Annotated in this window: 15 protein-coding genes; 2 read left to right on the plus strand and 13 right to left on the minus strand. The window is 67.9% G+C overall.

Annotated elements, in window-relative coordinates; genetic code table 11:
- Window positions 1-34 precede the first annotated feature (34 nt).
- The gene (locus tag ACSHZY_RS13600) at window positions 35-739 is read left to right on the plus strand and encodes a pyridoxamine 5'-phosphate oxidase family protein (RefSeq protein ID WP_435169980.1); all 705 of its coding nucleotides are present in this window, start codon (window positions 35-37) and stop codon (window positions 737-739) included.
- A gap of 4 nt (window positions 740-743) precedes the next feature.
- Here the strand turns inward: ACSHZY_RS13600 and ACSHZY_RS13605 are convergent, their stop codons facing one another.
- The 11 genes from ACSHZY_RS13605 to ACSHZY_RS13655 all read right to left on the minus strand — a co-directional run bounded on the left by ACSHZY_RS13605 (window position 744) and on the right by ACSHZY_RS13655 (window position 12,149).
- A complete protein-coding gene (locus ACSHZY_RS13605) occupies window positions 744-1,523 on the minus strand; it encodes an ABC transporter permease (RefSeq protein WP_435169983.1) in 780 nt (259 codons plus the stop codon).
- Entirely contained in the window at window positions 1,524-2,687 is a 1,164-nt protein-coding gene (locus ACSHZY_RS13610) for an ABC transporter permease (protein WP_435169985.1), read from the minus strand.
- Entirely contained in the window at window positions 2,684-3,742 is a 1,059-nt protein-coding gene (locus ACSHZY_RS13615; RefSeq protein ID WP_435169987.1) for an ABC transporter ATP-binding protein, read from the minus strand. The genes ACSHZY_RS13610 and ACSHZY_RS13615 overlap by 4 nt, the downstream gene beginning before the upstream one ends.
- Window positions 3,743-3,754: 12 nt before the next feature.
- The gene (locus tag ACSHZY_RS13620; protein WP_435169989.1) at window positions 3,755-4,795 is read right to left on the minus strand and encodes a polyamine ABC transporter substrate-binding protein; all 1,041 of its coding nucleotides are present in this window, start codon (window positions 4,793-4,795) and stop codon (window positions 3,755-3,757) included.
- A 226-nt stretch (window positions 4,796-5,021) separates the two neighbouring features.
- A complete protein-coding gene (gene ggt, locus ACSHZY_RS13625) occupies window positions 5,022-6,695 on the minus strand; it encodes a gamma-glutamyltransferase (RefSeq protein ID WP_435169992.1) in 1,674 nt (557 codons plus the stop codon).
- Between the two features lie 53 nt (window positions 6,696-6,748).
- Window positions 6,749-7,417, minus strand: a complete 669-nt coding sequence (locus tag ACSHZY_RS13630) for an RraA family protein (protein WP_435169993.1) — start codon at window positions 7,415-7,417, stop codon at window positions 6,749-6,751.
- Between the two features lie 10 nt (window positions 7,418-7,427).
- Window positions 7,428-8,219 carry an ABC transporter permease gene (locus ACSHZY_RS13635; protein WP_435169995.1) on the minus strand — a complete coding sequence of 264 codons (792 nt, stop codon included), beginning with the start codon at window positions 8,217-8,219 and terminating at the stop codon, window positions 7,428-7,430.
- Window positions 8,216-9,088, minus strand: coding sequence for an ABC transporter permease (locus tag ACSHZY_RS13640; protein ID WP_435169996.1), 873 nt, complete (start codon window positions 9,086-9,088; stop codon window positions 8,216-8,218). The genes ACSHZY_RS13635 and ACSHZY_RS13640 overlap by 4 nt, the downstream gene beginning before the upstream one ends.
- Window positions 9,085-10,155, minus strand: a complete 1,071-nt coding sequence (locus tag ACSHZY_RS13645; protein WP_435169998.1) for an ABC transporter ATP-binding protein — start codon at window positions 10,153-10,155, stop codon at window positions 9,085-9,087. The genes ACSHZY_RS13640 and ACSHZY_RS13645 overlap by 4 nt, the downstream gene beginning before the upstream one ends.
- A 5-nt stretch (window positions 10,156-10,160) precedes the next feature.
- Window positions 10,161-11,201 (minus strand): ABC transporter substrate-binding protein, encoded by a 1,041-nt coding sequence (locus tag ACSHZY_RS13650; protein WP_435170000.1) that lies wholly within the window; start codon window positions 11,199-11,201, stop codon window positions 10,161-10,163.
- Window positions 11,202-11,219: 18 nt separating this feature from the next.
- Window positions 11,220-12,149: a 2-hydroxyacid dehydrogenase gene (locus ACSHZY_RS13655; protein WP_435170001.1), complete on the minus strand. Its 930-nt coding sequence runs from the start codon at window positions 12,147-12,149 to the stop codon at window positions 11,220-11,222.
- 127 nt (window positions 12,150-12,276) lie between these two features.
- Here ACSHZY_RS13655 and ACSHZY_RS13660 point away from each other — a divergent pair, with 127 nt between their 5' ends.
- A complete protein-coding gene (locus tag ACSHZY_RS13660; RefSeq protein WP_435170003.1) occupies window positions 12,277-13,194 on the plus strand; it encodes a LysR family transcriptional regulator in 918 nt (305 codons plus the stop codon).
- Here the strand turns inward: ACSHZY_RS13660 and ACSHZY_RS13665 are convergent.
- Window positions 13,170-15,932 (minus strand): FAD-binding and (Fe-S)-binding domain-containing protein, encoded by a 2,763-nt coding sequence (locus ACSHZY_RS13665; RefSeq protein ID WP_435170004.1) that lies wholly within the window; start codon window positions 15,930-15,932, stop codon window positions 13,170-13,172. The genes ACSHZY_RS13660 and ACSHZY_RS13665 overlap by 25 nt on opposite strands.
- Before the next feature lies 1 nt (window position 15,933).
- A complete protein-coding gene (locus tag ACSHZY_RS13670; RefSeq protein ID WP_435170006.1) occupies window positions 15,934-16,743 on the minus strand; it encodes a creatininase family protein in 810 nt (269 codons plus the stop codon).
- Window positions 16,744-16,748: the final 5 nt, after the last annotated feature.

A 16,748-nucleotide genomic window follows, 5' to 3' on the forward strand; every position in this document is an offset into this window, starting at 1 on the left:
CCCGATGGCAGTCACACCTTCAAGGAGATCCGTCATGGCCGCCACCTATCCCGTCGACGGGACCAACCGTATGAAACGCCGGCATGACCGCGGCTTCTACGACCATGAGACGGTTCACCGGCTGCTGGACGCGGCGGCCCTGTGCCACGTGTCCTATGTCATCGACGGGCAGCCCTTCTGCACGCCCACCCTGTTCTGGCGCAAGAACAGCACGCTGTATTGGCACGGCAGCAGCGCCAGCCGGATGCTGCGCAACCAGGCCGAAGGGCACCCCGTCTGCCTGACGGTGACGCATCTGGACAGCCTTGTGCTGGCGCGCTGCGGCTTCAACCATTCGGCCGATTACCGGTCCGTCATGGCCTTCGGCCGCGCCCGCCCTGTGACCGATCCCGCAGAGAGGGCGGAAGCGCTGGTGGATGCGGTGGACCTGCTCTTCGCCGACCGGACCGCCGGCCTGCGTCCCAGCACGGGGCAGGAGATCAAGGCCACCGGCGTCATCGCGATGGACATCGAACGCGCCTCGGCCAAGATCCGCGCCAAGGGCGTCGTCGACGAGGAGGAGGATTACGACCTGCCCATCTATGCCGAGCGCATCCCCGTGCGCACGGTGCTGGGCGCGCCGGAGCCCTGTTCCCGCCTGCAACCCGGCGTGGAGCGCCCAGCATCGCTGGCCGGCTATCACGAAGGTCGCCCGCTGGAGGACGCGTTGGCCGAGGTTCGGAGCGCGGCCGGGGACTGATCCCTCAGGCCATCATCCGCTTGCGGCAATGCTGCAGCCACAGCCCCGTGATGCCGATGCAGATCGTGGCGACGATGAAGGTGAAGGCCGCGGCGGCGATGGCGGGGGACAGGTTGTCGCGCAGTTGCAGGAACATCTGGCGGGCCAGCGTCCGCTGGTTCGGACCGGCGAGGAAGATGGTCAGCACCACCTCGTCCAGCGAATTGGCGAAGGCGAAGACGAAGCCCGTCACGATCCCCGGCAGCGCCATCGGCAGCGTCACCAGCCACAGGACGGCGGGCGGCGGCGCGCCAAGGCTGGCGGCGGCACGTTCCACGCCGCCGTCCACGCTGGCCAGCGCCGCCGTGACCGACAGCACGGTGAACGGGATCGACAGGACGGCGTGGCCGATGATCAGCCCGGCATAGGTGCTGCCCAGCCCCAGCCGGGCATAGATCAGCTGCATCCCGACCCCCAGAACCACGGCGGGTGTCGCCATCGGCAGCAGGAACACCATCCGCGCCAGCGCCACCGGCGCCCCGACCCGCCCCCGCAGCCCCAGGGCCGCCAGCGTTCCCAGCACCGTCGCCAGCGCCGAGGAGGCAAGGCCCACGATCAGGCTGTTCCAGATCGACAGCCGCCAGCCCGGATCGCCGAACAGGACCACGAACCAGCGCAGGGACCACCCCTCGATCGGGAAGGAGACGAAACCGCCCGCGTTGAAGGCGATGGGCAGGATGACGATCAGCGGCCCCATCAGGAACAGGACACAGAGTGTGCCCCAGAGGAATTTGATCGCGCCCATCTACGCCCTCGCCAGTTGGGTGGACAAACGCTGGTACAGGGCGAAGATCACCACCGTCACGATCAGCAGCACAAGGCCAAGCGCGCTGGCCAGCGGCCAGTTCGCCTGCCGGATCGCGTATTCCGCCACGAAGGAACTGATGAGCTGGTCATTCCCGCCCCCCAGCAGCGCCGGCAGGATGTAGAAGCCGAGCGAGGTCATGAAGACCAGCAGCCCGCCCGACACGATGCCCGGCATGGCCAGCGGCAAAAGCACCGTGCGGAAGGCCGCGATCGGGTGTGCCCCCATCGACGCCGCCGCCGGCATCAGGTTCTTCGGCATGGCGATCAGCACGCTGTAGATGGACAGGATCATGAAGGGCAGCATGACATGCGTCATCGCGATCACCACGCCGGTGCGGGTGAACAGCAGGGGCAGCGCCTCTCGCATCCCGCCGAGCGTCTGCAGGATTCGGCTGAGGATCCCGTCATTCTGCAGGATGATGAGCCAGGCCGTGCAGCGCACCAGCACCGAGGTCCACATGGGCAGGAGGACCGAGGCCATCAGCACGTTGCGCACCCAGCCCGACGTCGCCAGCATCAGCATGGCGAAGGGCAGCCCGATCAGCGCACACAGCCCCGTCACCAGCGCCGAGATGCCCAACGTCCGCAGGAAGATCTGCACATGGACGGACTGGCCGGCGGGCAAACCCGTTATCCCGTCCGGTCCCTGCTGAAGGTCCAGCGCCGCCAGAAGGAAGCGGCCGGTATAGGGCGGCAGGGCCGACCGGATCGTCTCCCAGTACACCGGCTGGGCCCAGCGGTCGTCCAGCGCCACCAGATCGACCGGCCCCGTGCCGCGCGCCACCGCCTGCTGCGTGCGCCCGAACAGCGACCGGAATCCGGAGGTCTGGCTGTTCAGCCGCCGCACCGCGTCGCCCATCCGGTCCTGCGGGGTCGCGCGGATGTCGGCCGCCAGCGCCTGCTGCATGGCCTCCGTCGGCGCCTGCCCGTCCCAGTCGCCGATCACGCGGCCCAGTTCGGGAAAGGCGCTGGACACCTCGCGGTCCGATACGGCGGTGGTGAAGATGCTGATCATCGGCCACAGGAAGAACACGCCCAGAAAGGCGACCAGCGGCAGGACAAGGGCCGCAGCGCGCAGGCCCGGCAGGCGTCGTCGGATCATGCGGCCAGCACCCAGCAATCCTCCGGCGCGAAGGAGGCGGTGACCGGCTCCCCTTCCCGGACGTTGTCGGCGCTGCGCGGCAGGCGCGCGACGATGGGGCCCGCCGCCCCGTCCAGAGCCACGCGCAGGTGATCGCCCATGTAGACGCGATCGGTCACGCGGCAGTCCATCACGTTCGCGCCCGCGCGGCCCAGATGCAGGCGCTCGGGGCGCAGGCAGACCGACACGGCGCACCCCTGTTCCAGCGGCTGGCGAACGCGGATGCGCAGGCCGCCGGCCAGATCCACGGTCGCGCCGTCCGGTCCCGCCTCGGCCACGCGGCCCGCGAGCATGTTCGTCTCGCCCACGAATTCGGCGACGAAGCGGGTGGCGGGGCGGTCATAGACGGCGGCGGGGGTGTCGATCTGTTCGATCCGGCCCTTGTTGAAGACGGCGATGCGGTCGGACATGGTCAGCGCCTCGGACTGGTCATGGGTCACGAAGACGATGGTCAGGCCAAGGCGGCGGTGCAGGTCGCGGATGTCCAGCTGCATCTGTTCGCGCAACCGCTTGTCCAGCGCGCCCAGCGGTTCGTCCATCAGCACGACGCGGGGTTCGAAGACCAGCGCGCGGGCCAGCGCCACCCGCTGCTGCTGCCCGCCGGACAGTTGCGACGGGCGGCGGTCCGCCATCGCGGCCAGCTCCACCATCTCCAGCGCGCGGGTGACGCGGGCTTGCGCATCGGCCCGCCCCACCCGCCGCATCCGCAGCGGAAAGCCCACGTTCTGCGCCACGGTCATGTGCGGGAACAGCGCGTAGTTCTGGAAGACCACGCCCATGTCACGCTTGTGCGGGGCCAGATCGTCGATGCGGTAGCCGTCCAGCCAGATCCCGCCCTCGGTCGGGCGTTCGAACCCGGCGATCATGGTCAGAAGCGTCGTCTTGCCCGAGCCGGAGGGGCCGAGCAGGCTCACGAATTCCCCCTTGAAGATGTCGAGCGCAAGGCCGTCGATCACGCGGGTCGTCCCGAACGACTTGGCGATGCCATCGCAGCGGATGAAGGGTGCGGGCGCCATTCCGGCCTCCGTTCAGGATTGCGCCAGCCAGGCGTTGAAGCGGGCCGACAGTGCCTCGATGTTGTCGACCCAGAACCAGGTGTCGATGGCGAGGGCCGATCCAAAGTTCTCGGGCGCGGTCAGCAGTTCGGAGGCGGCCTCGGGCGTCAGCATCTCCATCGCGGCGGTGTTCGGGACGCCGTAGGGCAGCACGGCCGGCATCTTCGACAGGTTTTCCGGCTGGCTCATGAAGGACACAAGCTGCATCGCCTCGTCCTTCATGGGGGTGCCCTTCAGGATGACCCAGCTGTCGGTGGCGTAAAGCGCCTCGTTGAAGGTCAGCTGGAAGTTGCGCTTTTCATCCCGCGCGGCCATCTTCAGCCGCCCGTCATAGGCGGCGGTCATCACGACCTCCCCCGCGCCCAGAAGCTGCAGCACCTGCGCGCCCGATTCCCACCAGACGACGTCGGACTTGATCTCGTCCAGCTTGGCGAAGGCGCGGTCGACGCCTTCGGGGGTGGCCAGCACCTCGTACACCTCGGCGGCCGGGACGCCGTCGGCCATCAGCGCGATTTCAAGCGAGCCCTTGGCCCCCTTGCGCAAGCCCCGCTTGCCGGGGAAACGCTCCGTGTCCCACATGTCGGCCCAGCTTGTGGGCGTGCCGTCCAGTTTGTCCCCGTCCCAGCTGAGGGCGAAGGCCCAGGTCAGCGTTCCCGCGCCGCAATCGGAGGCACCGCCTTCGGCGAACTGGTCGCGGGTGCCTATGGCGTCCCAGTCCAGCGGTTCGTAGATGCCGTCGGTGCAGCCCAGCTCCAGCTCGTCCGCCTCCACCTGCACGACGTCCCAGTTGATGTCGCCGGTGTCCACCTTGGCCTTGATGATCCCGTAGCCCCCGCCCCAGCTTTCCTGTTGAAGCGTATGGCCCGTCTTTTCGGTGAAGGGCCCGAACAGGATGTCGGCCTGCGCCGCCTGACCCGCGCCGCCCCAGCCGACCACCGTCAGATCGCGCGCCGCCGCCGGACCAAGGCCAAGCGCCAGAACCGTCGCACCAAGGGCAAGACCACGGAATGTCATGTTGCTTCTTCCTCCTGTCAGATGTTTTTGTTTTTGGCGCAGATCCCGGGGGTTCATGCCTGTCGGAACGGCCTTTCCTTCAGGCTGGAATGCGGGGTCGCCCGCTGTAAAGCGGGGCGTCATGCCGAAGGCGCGGGAGTTGTGGTCCGAACAGGACAAAGCGCCCGAAGGATGCATCCTTGGGCGCCTTGGTGCAGTTTCTGTGCAACTTCAGGTCGTAAGGGTGTTATTCCGCCGTGGGCGGCGTTTCGGGCGCGCGGTCCGGCCAGAACCGGACGCCCGGTTTCGCGAGGCCCCCGCCAACCGCCATGACCGTGCCATCCGCCCGCCAGCAGGCCGCGCCCGTCATTACGGGACCGAAGGCGATCGCGTTCATGCCGCCCCCGATATGGGGCATGACCTTCACCTTGTGGCCGAAGGCTTCAAGGGCGGCGGTTTGTGGGGCGAAGGCGCGTTCGATCTCCACTTCCTGACCTTGAGTCCACAGGCGCGGGGCTTCCACGGCCTGCTGGACGGTCATCCCATGGTCGATCAGGTTGACGATGCCCTGCAGGATCGAGGGGAAGATCCGCAACCCGCCGGGCATCCCAAGCGCCCAGACCGGCTGGCCGTCCTTCGTGACGATCATCGGCGCCATGGACGTGGGCACCCGCTTGCCCGGCACCACCGACAGCGCCTTGCCCGGACGCGGGTCGAAGTTGGACATGTAGTTGTTGGGGATGATCCCCGTTCCCGGCACCACGAAGCGCGCGCCGAACAGCCCGTTGATCGTGTGGGTGGCGGTGACGATGTTGCCGTCCTTGTCCGCGATCGTGATATGCGTGGTGTCGGCGCTTTCGCGGCCGAAGGGGGTCAGCGCCGTGGGCTGCCCGATCCTGGCCGCACATTCGGCGGCGTAGGCCTTCGACATCAGCCGGTCCACCGGAACATCGACAAAGGCGGGGTCGCCCGAGAACGCGCGACGGTCAATGAAGGCAAGGCGGATCACCTCGGCCATCAGGTGCAGGCTTTCGGGGGTGCCGAAGCCCATTCCCTTCACATCGAACCGTTCCAGCAGGTTCAGCATCTGCGGGATGTGCACGCCGGACGATGCGGGCGGCGGCGGGCCGATCACCTCGTATCCGCGATAGGTCCCCGTCAGGGGCGCCCGCTCCTCCACCCGATAATTGCGCAGATCGTCCAGCGTCAGGTAGCCGGCATCCGCGCCACCGGTCGCCATCCGTTCGACCAGCGCCTGCCCAAGGGCGCCGCCATGCAGGGCGGCCGCCCCCTCGCGCTGGATCAGGCGCAGGCTTTCGGCGTAATCTGCCATGACCATCCGGTCGCCCGGTTGCAGCACGTGGCCGCCGGGGGCCACGAGGGCGGCCATCGCGGGATCGGCCAGCAGGTCGTCCCGGAACTCGTGGATCGCACCGGCCAGGTAATGCGTGACGGTGAACCCGCGCGCGGCGGCGCGGATTGCGGGTTCCACCAGATCGGCAAAGGGCAACCTGCCAAAGCGGGCGTGCATGTCGCACCACCCCTTCAGGTTGCCCGGCACCGCGACGGCGGAGGCCCCGACCATGTTCCGCCGCCCTTCCGCATCCATGTAGCGCGCGGGTTCGTCCGACACGGGCGCGTAGATCTCAGGGTGCATCGCCGCGCCCGCCAGGGACAGCGCGTCGAACACCACGTTCGTGCCATCCGCCATGCGCACATGGGACAGTCCGCCCCCGGCAATCCCGACCATCATGGGCTCCACCACGGTCAGGGTCAGCAATGCCGCGACGGCCGCGTCGACCGCGTTGCCGCCGGCGGCCAGCATCTCCGCCCCCGCGGCCGATCCCAAGGGATGGTTCGTCACGACCATCCCGCCTGATCCGCTGGCGGGGGTCTTGTCGCAGGTGAAGGGCAAGGTCATCAACGTTATCCTTGAAGCGGGTCCGGCCGGCGGGCCGGACGGTGGTAGCGGTGTCAGGCCAGCTTGGCCAGAACCTTGGCCGTGGCGCCCGACAGGTCGCCCAGTTTGGCCTGACCTTGGCGCACCTGCGCCTCGCGCGCTTTGCCACGGATCTGGATGTCGATGGCCTTTTGCGCTTCGGACGCCACCTCGTCCCGCGGGAGGACCAGAACGCCGGATTCGTCGGCCAGAACCGCGTCGCCGGGCATCACGACGGTGTTGCCGCAGGACACGGGGATGTTGATCGCGCCGCCGATGTCATAGCTGCGCGTCGTGATGGGAGAGATGCCCTTGCACCACATCGGGAAGTCGGAGGCGATGATCTCCTCCAGATCCGTGCAGGGGCCGTCGACCACGGCGCCCACGGCGCCCGCGGCCTTGGCCCCCACGGTCACGCCGCCGCCCCAGCAGGCGTAGCGGTCGTCGTGCAGGCGGTCCACGAAGACGAAATCGCCGGGGCGGATCAAGCTCAGCAAATGATGCAGCAGGGTGGAGTCCGCGCCCGGGATGGCGATGGTCACGGCGGTGCCCACGATGCGGCGTCCGGGGATCAGCGGCTGGATCTGGCGGTGCAGGAAGCCGAACTGGCGCCAATGGCCGACGGTGGCGGTTTCGCACTGGGCCAGCAGGTCCAGATCGGCCTGCGGGATCTGGTCCGGCATCGGGTTGATCTTGTAGCTCATGGCCTTTTCCTTATTTTCCGAAGGCTTTGGTAAATCCGACGGTCCGCTCGATCAGCAGCACCATCGACAGGGAGACGACGATCAGCAGCACCGCCAGCACCGCCACCATCGGGTCGGTCCGATCCTCCACATAGCGGTAGATGGCGACGGGCAGCGTGGTCAGGCGCGGGCCGACCAGGAACAGCGACAGCACGATTTCATCGAAGGACATGATCGCCGCGATGGCCGAGGAGGCGACGATCCCCGGCACGAGGCGCGGCAGGGTGATCTGCAGGAAGGTCTGCACCGGCGTCGCTCCCAGCGTCATCGCCGCCTGTTCCACATCGGTGCCAAGGTTCGACAGGCTGGTCTGCAGGATGCGGACGGAAAAGGGCAGCGTCATCACCAGATGCGCCAGCACCAGCCCCGGAAAGGTCGCGACCAACCCCGCCGGGGTGAACACCATCAGGATGCCAAGGCCCAGCATCATCGACGGCAGCACCAGCGGGGCGAGGATCAGGCTCTGGATCGCGCGGCGGCCGGGGAAGTCCAGCCGCACCAGCGCATAGGCCGCCGGAAGCCCAAGCGCGAGGCTGAGGAACGCGACCACCGCCGCGATGATGGCGCTGTTGCGCAGCCCTTCCATGAAGCCCGCGTTCGACAGCACCTCGGCGTACCAGCGCAGGCTCCACGACGTGGGCGGGAAGGACAGGTAGGCGTCGCCGCTGAACGAGATGACGACGATCAGCAGCAGCGGCAGGAAGATGGCCGCGAAGACGGCGAACACCCATGCGCGGGCGAGGATAGTGAGAACCTTGGTCATGCGCGCACCTTCGTCAGGAACCGGAGAAGAAGGCCCGTCACCACCATCGCCACGATGAACAGGCCCAGCATCAGGAAGGCCAAGGCCGCGGCGGTGGGCCAGTCCAGCGTCATCAGCGCCAGATCATAGACCTCGGTCGCCAGAAGGAAGACGCGCCCGCCCCCCAGCAGCGACGGCGTGATGTAGGAGGAGATGGAGAGCACGAAGCCGATCGTCAGCGCCGCCACCAGTGCGGGCACCGACAGCGGCAGCGTCACCTTCAGGAACACCTCGTGCGGTTTGGCGCCCAGCGACATCGCGGCCTCGTCCAGGCGGGGGTCGAGGCGGCCGAGGCCGGCGGTGATGGTCAGGAACATGAAGGGCATGATCGCCTCGGTCAGGCCGATGACGACGCCGGTGTAGTTGTTGACCAGCGCCACCGGGTCGGAAATCACGCCCAGCTTCAGCAGGATCGTGTTCACCAGCCCGCCATTGCCCAGCATCACCATCCAGCCGAACGACCGCACCACTGCCGACACCAGAAGGGGCGAAGCCGCCAGCACGGTCAGCACCGTCCGCCAGCGCGGGCTGACATTGCGCAGATACAGCGCCACCGGATAGGCCAGCAGCAGCGCCAGCACCGAACAGGTGACCGACAGTTTCAGCGTGCGGCCCAGCAGGTCAAGGTAATAGCTGTCCCCCAGGATCGCGAGGTAGGTGGCCGGGCTGACCGCCTTCACGATGGCGCCGTAGTCCGAGATGTTCAGCGACATGCGGAACAGCCAGAGGATCGGGGCGATGAAGGTCACCGCCAGCACCGCGAGGACAGGGGCCAGCAGGATCCACGGCGTCATCCGCGATCCGGTTCCGGGGGTGGTGAACGCGTTCATGGCACGAACACCCGCATGTCCGACCCGCGCCAGTCCAGCGCGACCGTGTGGCCTACATGGGCCAGCGCGTCATCGGGATCCCCCGGGCGGATGTCGGCGATCATGCGCTGACCGCCCGCCAGTTCCAGCTCCGTCTCGATCATGGAGCCGACGAAGACGCGGCGCAGGACGCGGGCCTTCAGCGGCCCCTCGGCCCGCAGGCGCACGCAATGGGGGCGGATGACGGCCAGCGCCTCCCCCGCGCCTTCCGGCAGGACGTCGGGCATCGGCAGCGGCTGGCCGTCGATCGCGATGGTCCCGCCCGCGACCCGCGCCTTCAGCGTGTTGGCACGCCCGATGAAGTTCGCCACGAAGGGCGAGGCGGGGCGGTCGTAGATTTCCGCCGGGGTGCCGATCTGTTCCAGCCGCCCGCCATTCATCACGACGATCCGGTCGCACATGGTCAGTGCCTCCTGCTGGTCATGGGTGACGAACAGGGTGGTGATGCCGGTGCGGGTCTGGATGTCGCGCAGTTCGAACCGCATCTCGTCGCGCAGGCGGGCGTCGAGGTTCGAGAGGGGCTCGTCCAGCAGCAGGATCTCGGGCTCGATCACGATGGCGCGGGCGATGGCCACGCGTTGTTGCTGTCCGCCGGACAGGGCGGCGGGGCGGCGGTCGCCATATTCCTCCAGCCGGACCGCGCGCAGCGCCTCCGCCACGCGGGCGCGCGTTTCCTCCCGCCCGATCTTGCGCAGCTTCAGCCCGAAGGCCACGTTTTCGGCCACCGTCATGTGCGGAAACAGCGCATAGGACTGGAACACGAGGCCGAGGTTGCGTTCCCATGGCGGCGCGTGCGAGATGTCGCGCCCGCCGATGGTGATGCTGCCCCCCGTGGGGGCCAGAAGGCCCGCGAACATCCGCAGCGTCGTGGATTTGCCGCAGCCGGAGGGGCCGAGGACGCCGATGAACTCTCCCTTCCGGATGTCGAAGGACAGATCGTCCACCGCGGGCTTTGCGCCGCCATAGTCGAAGGTCAGCGCGTCGATGCGGATGTGGGGGTCCGCGGCGATGGGGGATTGGACGGTCATGGCGGTCAGTTGCCGGCGGTGATGATGCGGCGCTTCCACATGGCGTTCCAGCGGTCGTTCTGCGTCGCGACCCAGGCCCAGTCCAGCGGCAGCGTGCTGTCCAGCTGGCCAAAGACAGTGCGGGCCTGCGCCGCCTCGCTCGGCTGCGCCTTGCTGTTGGTGGGGGAGTAGAACATCGCCTCGGTGAAACGGGCCTGCGCCTCGGGCGACAGGGCATAGTTGATGAAGGCCTTGGCCAGCTCCGGGTTCTTCGAGCCTTCGACAAGGTTGATCGTGTTGATCTGAAGGATCGTGCCCTCCTTCGGTGTTATCGCCGCCAGCGTGCCGTTCGACGCGTCGGCGTAATACTGGGCGCGGGCGTTCCAGCCCGTCGCCAGATCCACCGTCCCGTTCATCACGAGGGTGTAGCTGTCGGGCTTGGGATCGAAGGTCTGCACGGCGGGGGCCAGTTCGGCCAGCTTTTCCACCGACTGGTCGACGGACTTCGTGTAATCCTCGCCCAGCATCGCCGAGGTCATGACCATCAGCCCGGTGCCAAGGATCGAGGGCATGGAGGTGGCCGCGATCTTGCCCGCGTATTTCGGGTCCCACAGCACTTCCAGCGAGGTCGGGGCCTCGGTCACCGCTTCGGTGTTGTAGGTGATGACCGCGTGATCGAAGGTCGCGGCGGGGCCATATCCCTCCTGTACGGTGGCTTGCGGCACCAGATCGGCAAGGTTGGGGACATCCTCCACCGTCAGCGGCGCGAACAGACCTTCCTTGTTGCCGATCAGCGCGGTGGTCACGTCCATGAAGACGACATCCATCTGCGGGTCGCCCTTTTGCGCCCGCGCCTGCCCCAGCAGCCCCGAGGAGGCGCGGTCGGAGGTGTAGTTCACCGTCACGCCGGGATGGGCGGCCACGAAGGGGTCCACCACGGCCTTCTTGTATTCATCCTCGAACACGCCGGTATAGCCGCCAAGGGTGATCTCCCCCGTCAGGTCCTGCGCGGCGGCGGCGCCCGTCAGAAGGGCCGTCGCGGCCACGGCCGAAAGAAGCGTTTTCATCTGTGTCTTCCCCTGTGTTCAATAACCGCGGCGCGCGTCGGCCAGATCGGCGACGGTGCCCGTTTCCTCGAAGGTGCGCAGGTTGCGGGCGATGATCCGGCTGCCCGTGGGCGCGTCGATCAGCGAGGCGACATGCGGCGTGACGGTGATCTGCGGATGGGACCAGAACGGGTGGTCGGAGGGCAGCGGCTCCACATGGAAGACGTCCAGCGTGGCGGCGGCGATCTGGCCGGAGGCGAGCGCTTCCAGAAGATCCTCGTCGACCATGTGGGGCCCGCGGGCGGCGTTGATGACTGCGGCGCCGCGTTTCAGCCGGTTGAAGGTGTCGGCGTTCAGGATGCCACGCGTGGCCTCGGTCAGGGGCAGCAGGTTCACTAGGATCTCGGTCCCGTCCAGAAATTCACCGAAGCCCGCGCTGCCCGAAAAGGTGCGCACGCCCTCGATCTCTTTCGGGGACCGCGACCAGCCGACCACGTCGAAGCCGATGACGGACAAAAGGCGCGCCGCCTCGGCGCCGAGGTTGCCAAGGCCCATGACGCCCACGCGCCGCTGCGGCGCGGGGGGCACCACGATCGGCTTCCATTCGCCCCGGGCCTGCGACGCCTGAAGGGCGGGCATGGCGCGGTGATGGCGCAGCACGTGCAGCGCCACGTATTCCTTCATGCGCTGCGTCAGGTCGGTCCCGACGGTGCGGATGATCGGCACGTCCGGCAGCTCCTCGTCGTCCAGGACGTGGTCGATCCCGGCGCCGATGGACACGATGGCCTTCAGGTTCGGGAAGGCCTTCATGTCCCCGGTCTGCGGGCGCCACACAACGCAATAGGTCACCGCCTCGGGGTCGGGGACGTTGCGCATGGAATGGAAGGTCCAGTCGGGCATCAGATCGCCCATCATGCGGCACCAGTCTTCGGTCTTGCTTTCGGCGGGAAGGTAGATCGCGACGGTCATCGGGGTCCTCTGGAAACGTGTCGGGATCATGAAAACGGCGATGCGCGCGCGGCGCAAAGCAAAAAATCTGGTCACGCCCATAGAAGAAATTTATGATGCGGGAGGATGGCACGGGGGCGGATGGCGCATGAACCTGAAACAGATGGAGGCCTTCTATTGGCTGACCCGCCTGAAAAGCTACCAGAAGGTGGCGGATCATATCGGGCTGACTCAACCCGCTGTTTCGGCACGCATATCGGGGCTGGAGGAAAGCCTGGGCGTTCCCCTTCTGGACCGCAGCGCGTCGGAATTCACCCTGACGGACCAAGGGCACGAGGTGGCCGAATACGCGGAGACGTTTCTCAATCTGTCCGAAGCTTTGACATCGCGCCTGAAGATTAAGCAAAAAAGACGTTATACGATCGGGACGGTCGGAATGGTCACCCGGACCTGGGGTGTGACCTTGCGCCGGAAGGTGATGGCCGATCCTGATATCGGGTTGGTGGACTTCCATTCGGCCGCCAATGTCGAACTGCGCCAGCAGGTCCGCAGCGGCGCGCTGGACATGGCCTTCGTCACGGGCGAGGCGGGATTGCCGCAGATCCCCGACAGCTTCTCGGTCCTCTACAAGGTGGGGTGGGTCGGGCGGCCGGACGTGGTGGGCCAGGTGCAGCGCCCCCTGACGCCGGACGAGATGCGGGGCCTGCCGTTGATTCTCTATCCCCACACCTCACCCCTCTTCCGCCCGGTGGCCGACATGGTGGAGGAAACGCGCCGCCGTCCCAACGCCCGCCACACCGGCAATTCGCTGGGCACGATCTGCGACATGGTGCGGGCGGGCTTCGGTGTGTCCGCCATTCCCCTGGCGGCGATGGAGCGGGAGATTGCCACCGGCATGGTGGTGGAGGTGCCAATGACCGTGCCCTTGGCGCCGTTGGACACGCGCTGCGTTTATGTCAACCGCGCGCGCAAGCAGCAGACGCAGCAGATCTTCGGGCTGGCGCGGGCGGCGGCGGCGGAATGGGCGGCCGCCCATCCGCGCTATGTCACCTTCGTGGACACCTGAAGCCGTTCGGCCAGAAGGCTCAGCGGGTGGCGCAGGGTGACGCCGGCCTGCGCCTGCGCCTGACAGCGGCAGGAAAAGCCGGTGGCCAGAACCGGAACCTCCGCCCGCACTTGCCCTGCCCAGCTTTGCGCGAAGATCCGGGCCGAGGTGTCGGCGTTGCGCACCTCATGGCCCCAGGTGCCGGCCATGCCGCAGCAGCCCGTCCGGGGACGGTCCAGCGCGACGCCGATGCGGGCGAAGATGCGGGCCCAGAGTTCGGACGCATCGGGCCGCATCGTTTGTTCCGTGCAATGGACCAGCAGGCGCGCGGCGCCTTGCGGTGGTTGTTCCGGAAGCCGGTCGATCACCGTGGCCAGCCAGTCCTGCGGCAGCAGCACCGGAATGGCGCGGGCCGCTTCGCGGTATTCGTCGGCATAGGTCAGCGTCACCGCAGGCTCGATCCCGACCAGCGTCAGCCCCGCCGCGTGCAAGCGCTCCAGCACGTCCGCCTGCCGTTCCGCGGCGCGGTGGAAGGCGTGCCGGCGCCCCATCACGTGCAACGGTTTGCCCGAGGGGCGGTAAGGCGCCAACCAAGGCTCCTTCCCAACAGCGCGGATCACGCAAGCAAGGTCCGCCACCAGTGCAGGCTCGAAATACCGCGTGAAGGCGTCGGGCACGATGATCACGGTCCGCTCCGGATCGGGCAACGTGTGTCCCACCACGGGCAGGTCCAGCGCGCCCTGGGGCAGGCGCGGCAGGTGGTGCAGGCCGATCGTGCGCATCGCGGGCAGGCTAGCGTTGAACAGGGGGCGCAGGCGGGCGGCGAGCGGCAGCGTCGGTTCCAGCAGGGCCAGCGCGTGGTCGCGCAGCGGGCGGCGGTGGCGGCGGTGCCACGCCTCCATGAACTTCGCCCGGAACGAAGGGACGTCCACCTGCACGGGGCAGGCGCGCGAACAGGCGCGGCAGGACAGGCAGCCGTCCAGCGCGTCCTTCACCTCGGCCTCGAAGACGGGGTCGGCGCGCCCGTCCGGCCCGCCCTGCCGCAGCCATTCGCGCACAAGGCCCGCCCGCCCCTTGGGCGAATGCCGCCGGTCCAGCGTCACCTTGTAGGAGGGGCACATCACCTCGGCCGCGTTCTGCGCGAAACAGGCGCCGTTGCCGTTGCAGGCCAGCGCGGGGGCATAGGCGTCGCGGGTGGAGCGGTCGATCTGCCGGTCGTGCTGGCCCCGCAGCGGCACGCCGTCGATCCGCATCAGCGAAGGGCCCGCGATCTTGCCGGGGTTCATCTGGTTGTGCGGATCGAAGGCCTGCTTGATCTGTTGCAGCACCGGATACAGCGGGCCGAAGACCGCCGGCACGAATTCGGACCGGACGCCCTTGCCGTGTTCGCCCCACAACAGGCCGCCATGCCGGCGGGCCAGCGCCTCCACCGCCTCGGTGATCTTGCGGATCATCGGTTCCTGCGCGGGATCGGTCAGGTCCAGCGCGGGGCGGACATGCAGGACGCCGGCGTCGACATGGCCGAACATCCCGTAATCCAGCCCCTCGGCATCGAGGATCGCGCGGAAGCCCGCGATGAACGGCTCCAGGTTTTCCGGCGGGACGGCGCAATCCTCCACGAAGGGCAGCGGGCGTTTCGGGCCGTCGGCGCGGCCCAGAAGGCCCACGGACTTCTTCCGCATCCCCCAGATCTTTTCGACATCCGGGCCGTGCGCGGTGCTGTGACCGCGCCGCCCGTTGCCGGGATCCCGCAACTCCTCTGCCAGCGCGTTCATGGCGGTGGCAAGGTCCTCGGCGGTGTCGGCCGTGAACTCCACAAGGTTGACGCCGCGTGCGCCGGTGTCGGGGAAGAAGGCCGCCACGTCGTGCCACACGACATCCGCCCGCGCCAGCGCCAGCACCCGGCTGTCCACCGTCTCGACCGAGGTGGCGCCCATGCGCGCCAGCACCCGCGCGTCGCGCAGCGCCGACTGGAAATCGTCATAGAAGATGTTGACCAGCGCCGCCATCTTCGGGATCGGCAGCAGGTTCAGCGTGGCCTCGGCGATCAGGCACAGCGTCCCTTCGGACCCGCAGATGACGGAACGCAGGCCCCGTTCGGGAACATGCCCAAGGTCGTAGCCGGTCAGGCTGCGGTTCATCTTCGGAAAGCGCTCGGCGATCAGGTCGGCGTGGTCATGGGCCAGCTTGGCCATCAGATCGGCCAGCGGATGCGGCCGGTCGGTGTTCACGACCTCCCCTCCCGCCAGCACGGCCGTCACGGCCAGCACGTGATCCGAGGTCTTGCCATAGGCGCAACTGCCCTGCCCGCACGCGTCGGTGGAGATCATGCCCCCGATCGTCGCACGCGAGGAAGTGGAGAGCTCCGGCGCGAAGAACAGCCCGTGCGGGGCCAGCGCCGCGTTCAGCCGGTCCTTGATGACGCCGGGCTGCACGCGCACCCGCCGCCCCGCCACGTCGATGTCGAGGATGGCGGTCATGTGGCGGGAACAGTCGACGACCAGCCCCTCCCCCAGCGATTGCCCGTTGGTGCCCGTCCCGCCCCCGCGCGGACGGATCACCACATCCGGCCAGTCGGCCAGAAGGCCCGCGATCCGTTCCAGATCGGCCTGCCCTTTCGGAAAGGCCACCGCGTCCGGCGGCACTTGATAGATGGAGTTGTCCGTCGCCAGAACCATCCGGTCCGAGGGGGCGCGGCTCAGCTCCCCCTCGAAACCGGCGGCGTGAAGCGCCGTCAGGAAACCGCCATAATCCGCCATGTCAGCCGGCAAAACCCTTCGAGACGTGGTCGCGGATGAAGCCCGCGCCGATCTTCACCAGCCGTTCCGACAAGGCCTTGCCGGTCTCGGCCGAGCTGTGGACGGGATCGCCGCCCCAGACGCCGTGGGGGGCGGCCTCGATCGCCTCCATCGGGACGCTGATGCGGGCCCCATCATACTTGACGGCGGCCATGCCCGCCAGTTCCATCCCCATCACGCGCCGGCCTTTCGGCGGGGCCTGCTTCAGGTCCATGCGCAGGATCTCGGGGTAATAGTGCAACCCGATGGAGGTGAGCGGATCGCCCCCGTGGCCTGAGGATTTCGCCGCCTGCTCCGGCCCCAGGATGTCTTTCAGCAGTTCGTAGCTGATCTGCCACAGATACATGGAGGCAACGAACATCCCGTTCTTCTTGCGCCAGGCCTGCGTCACCTCGTTGATGGCGAGGACGTTGCCGCCATGGCCGTTGATGATCAGGATCTTCGTCAGCCCGTGGCGCGCGAGGCTGGCCATGATGTCGTCCAGCAGCGCCGTCAGCGTGGGCTGGCTGATCGCGATGCCGCCATGCGAGGAGCCGAAATAATCCGACCCGCCGAACGGGATCGGCGGCGCCACGAAGGTCGGCACGCCTTCGGCCCGTGCGGCGCGGGCGATGTCCAGCGCCACGCATTCGGCGCCCAGATAGTCGCCCATCGGCGCGTGCGTGCCCTGATCTTCCAGCGAGCCCATGGGCAGCAGGATCACGGCGTCGCCGTTCAGGTGCTGACGGGCTTCCTCGCTCGTCAGTTCGGCCATCTTCAGTTTGTCGGTCATGTTGT

The organism is Falsirhodobacter sp. 1013, from assembly GCF_051195255.1.
Lineage (GTDB): Bacteria > Pseudomonadota > Alphaproteobacteria > Rhodobacterales > Rhodobacteraceae > Falsirhodobacter.

Coding starts and splice junctions, on each gene's coding strand:
- ACSHZY_RS13660 (WP_435170003.1), top strand. CDS start 12,277: ATGAACCTGAAACAGATGGAGGCCTTCTATTGGCTGACCCGCCTGAAA.
- ACSHZY_RS13655 (WP_435170001.1), bottom strand. CDS start 12,149: ATGACCGTCGCGATCTACCTTCCCGCCGAAAGCAAGACCGAAGACTGG.
- ACSHZY_RS13610 (WP_435169985.1), bottom strand. CDS start 2,687: ATGATCCGACGACGCCTGCCGGGCCTGCGCGCTGCGGCCCTTGTCCTG.
- ACSHZY_RS13630 (WP_435169993.1), bottom strand. CDS start 7,417: ATGAGCTACAAGATCAACCCGATGCCGGACCAGATCCCGCAGGCCGAT.
- ACSHZY_RS13640 (WP_435169996.1), bottom strand. CDS start 9,088: ATGAACGCGTTCACCACCCCCGGAACCGGATCGCGGATGACGCCGTGG.
- ACSHZY_RS13605 (WP_435169983.1), bottom strand. CDS start 1,523: ATGGGCGCGATCAAATTCCTCTGGGGCACACTCTGTGTCCTGTTCCTG.
- ACSHZY_RS13635 (WP_435169995.1), bottom strand. CDS start 8,219: ATGACCAAGGTTCTCACTATCCTCGCCCGCGCATGGGTGTTCGCCGTC.
- ACSHZY_RS13615 (WP_435169987.1), bottom strand. CDS start 3,742: ATGGCGCCCGCACCCTTCATCCGCTGCGATGGCATCGCCAAGTCGTTC.
- ACSHZY_RS13670 (WP_435170006.1), bottom strand. CDS start 16,743: ATGACCGACAAACTGAAGATGGCCGAACTGACGAGCGAGGAAGCCCGT.
- ACSHZY_RS13665 (WP_435170004.1), bottom strand. CDS start 15,932: ATGGCGGATTATGGCGGTTTCCTGACGGCGCTTCACGCCGCCGGTTTC.
- ACSHZY_RS13600 (WP_435169980.1), top strand. CDS start 35: ATGGCCGCCACCTATCCCGTCGACGGGACCAACCGTATGAAACGCCGG.
- ACSHZY_RS13650 (WP_435170000.1), bottom strand. CDS start 11,201: ATGAAAACGCTTCTTTCGGCCGTGGCCGCGACGGCCCTTCTGACGGGC.
- ggt (WP_435169992.1), bottom strand. CDS start 6,695: ATGACCTTGCCCTTCACCTGCGACAAGACCCCCGCCAGCGGATCAGGC.
- ACSHZY_RS13620 (WP_435169989.1), bottom strand. CDS start 4,795: ATGACATTCCGTGGTCTTGCCCTTGGTGCGACGGTTCTGGCGCTTGGC.
- ACSHZY_RS13645 (WP_435169998.1), bottom strand. CDS start 10,155: ATGACCGTCCAATCCCCCATCGCCGCGGACCCCCACATCCGCATCGAC.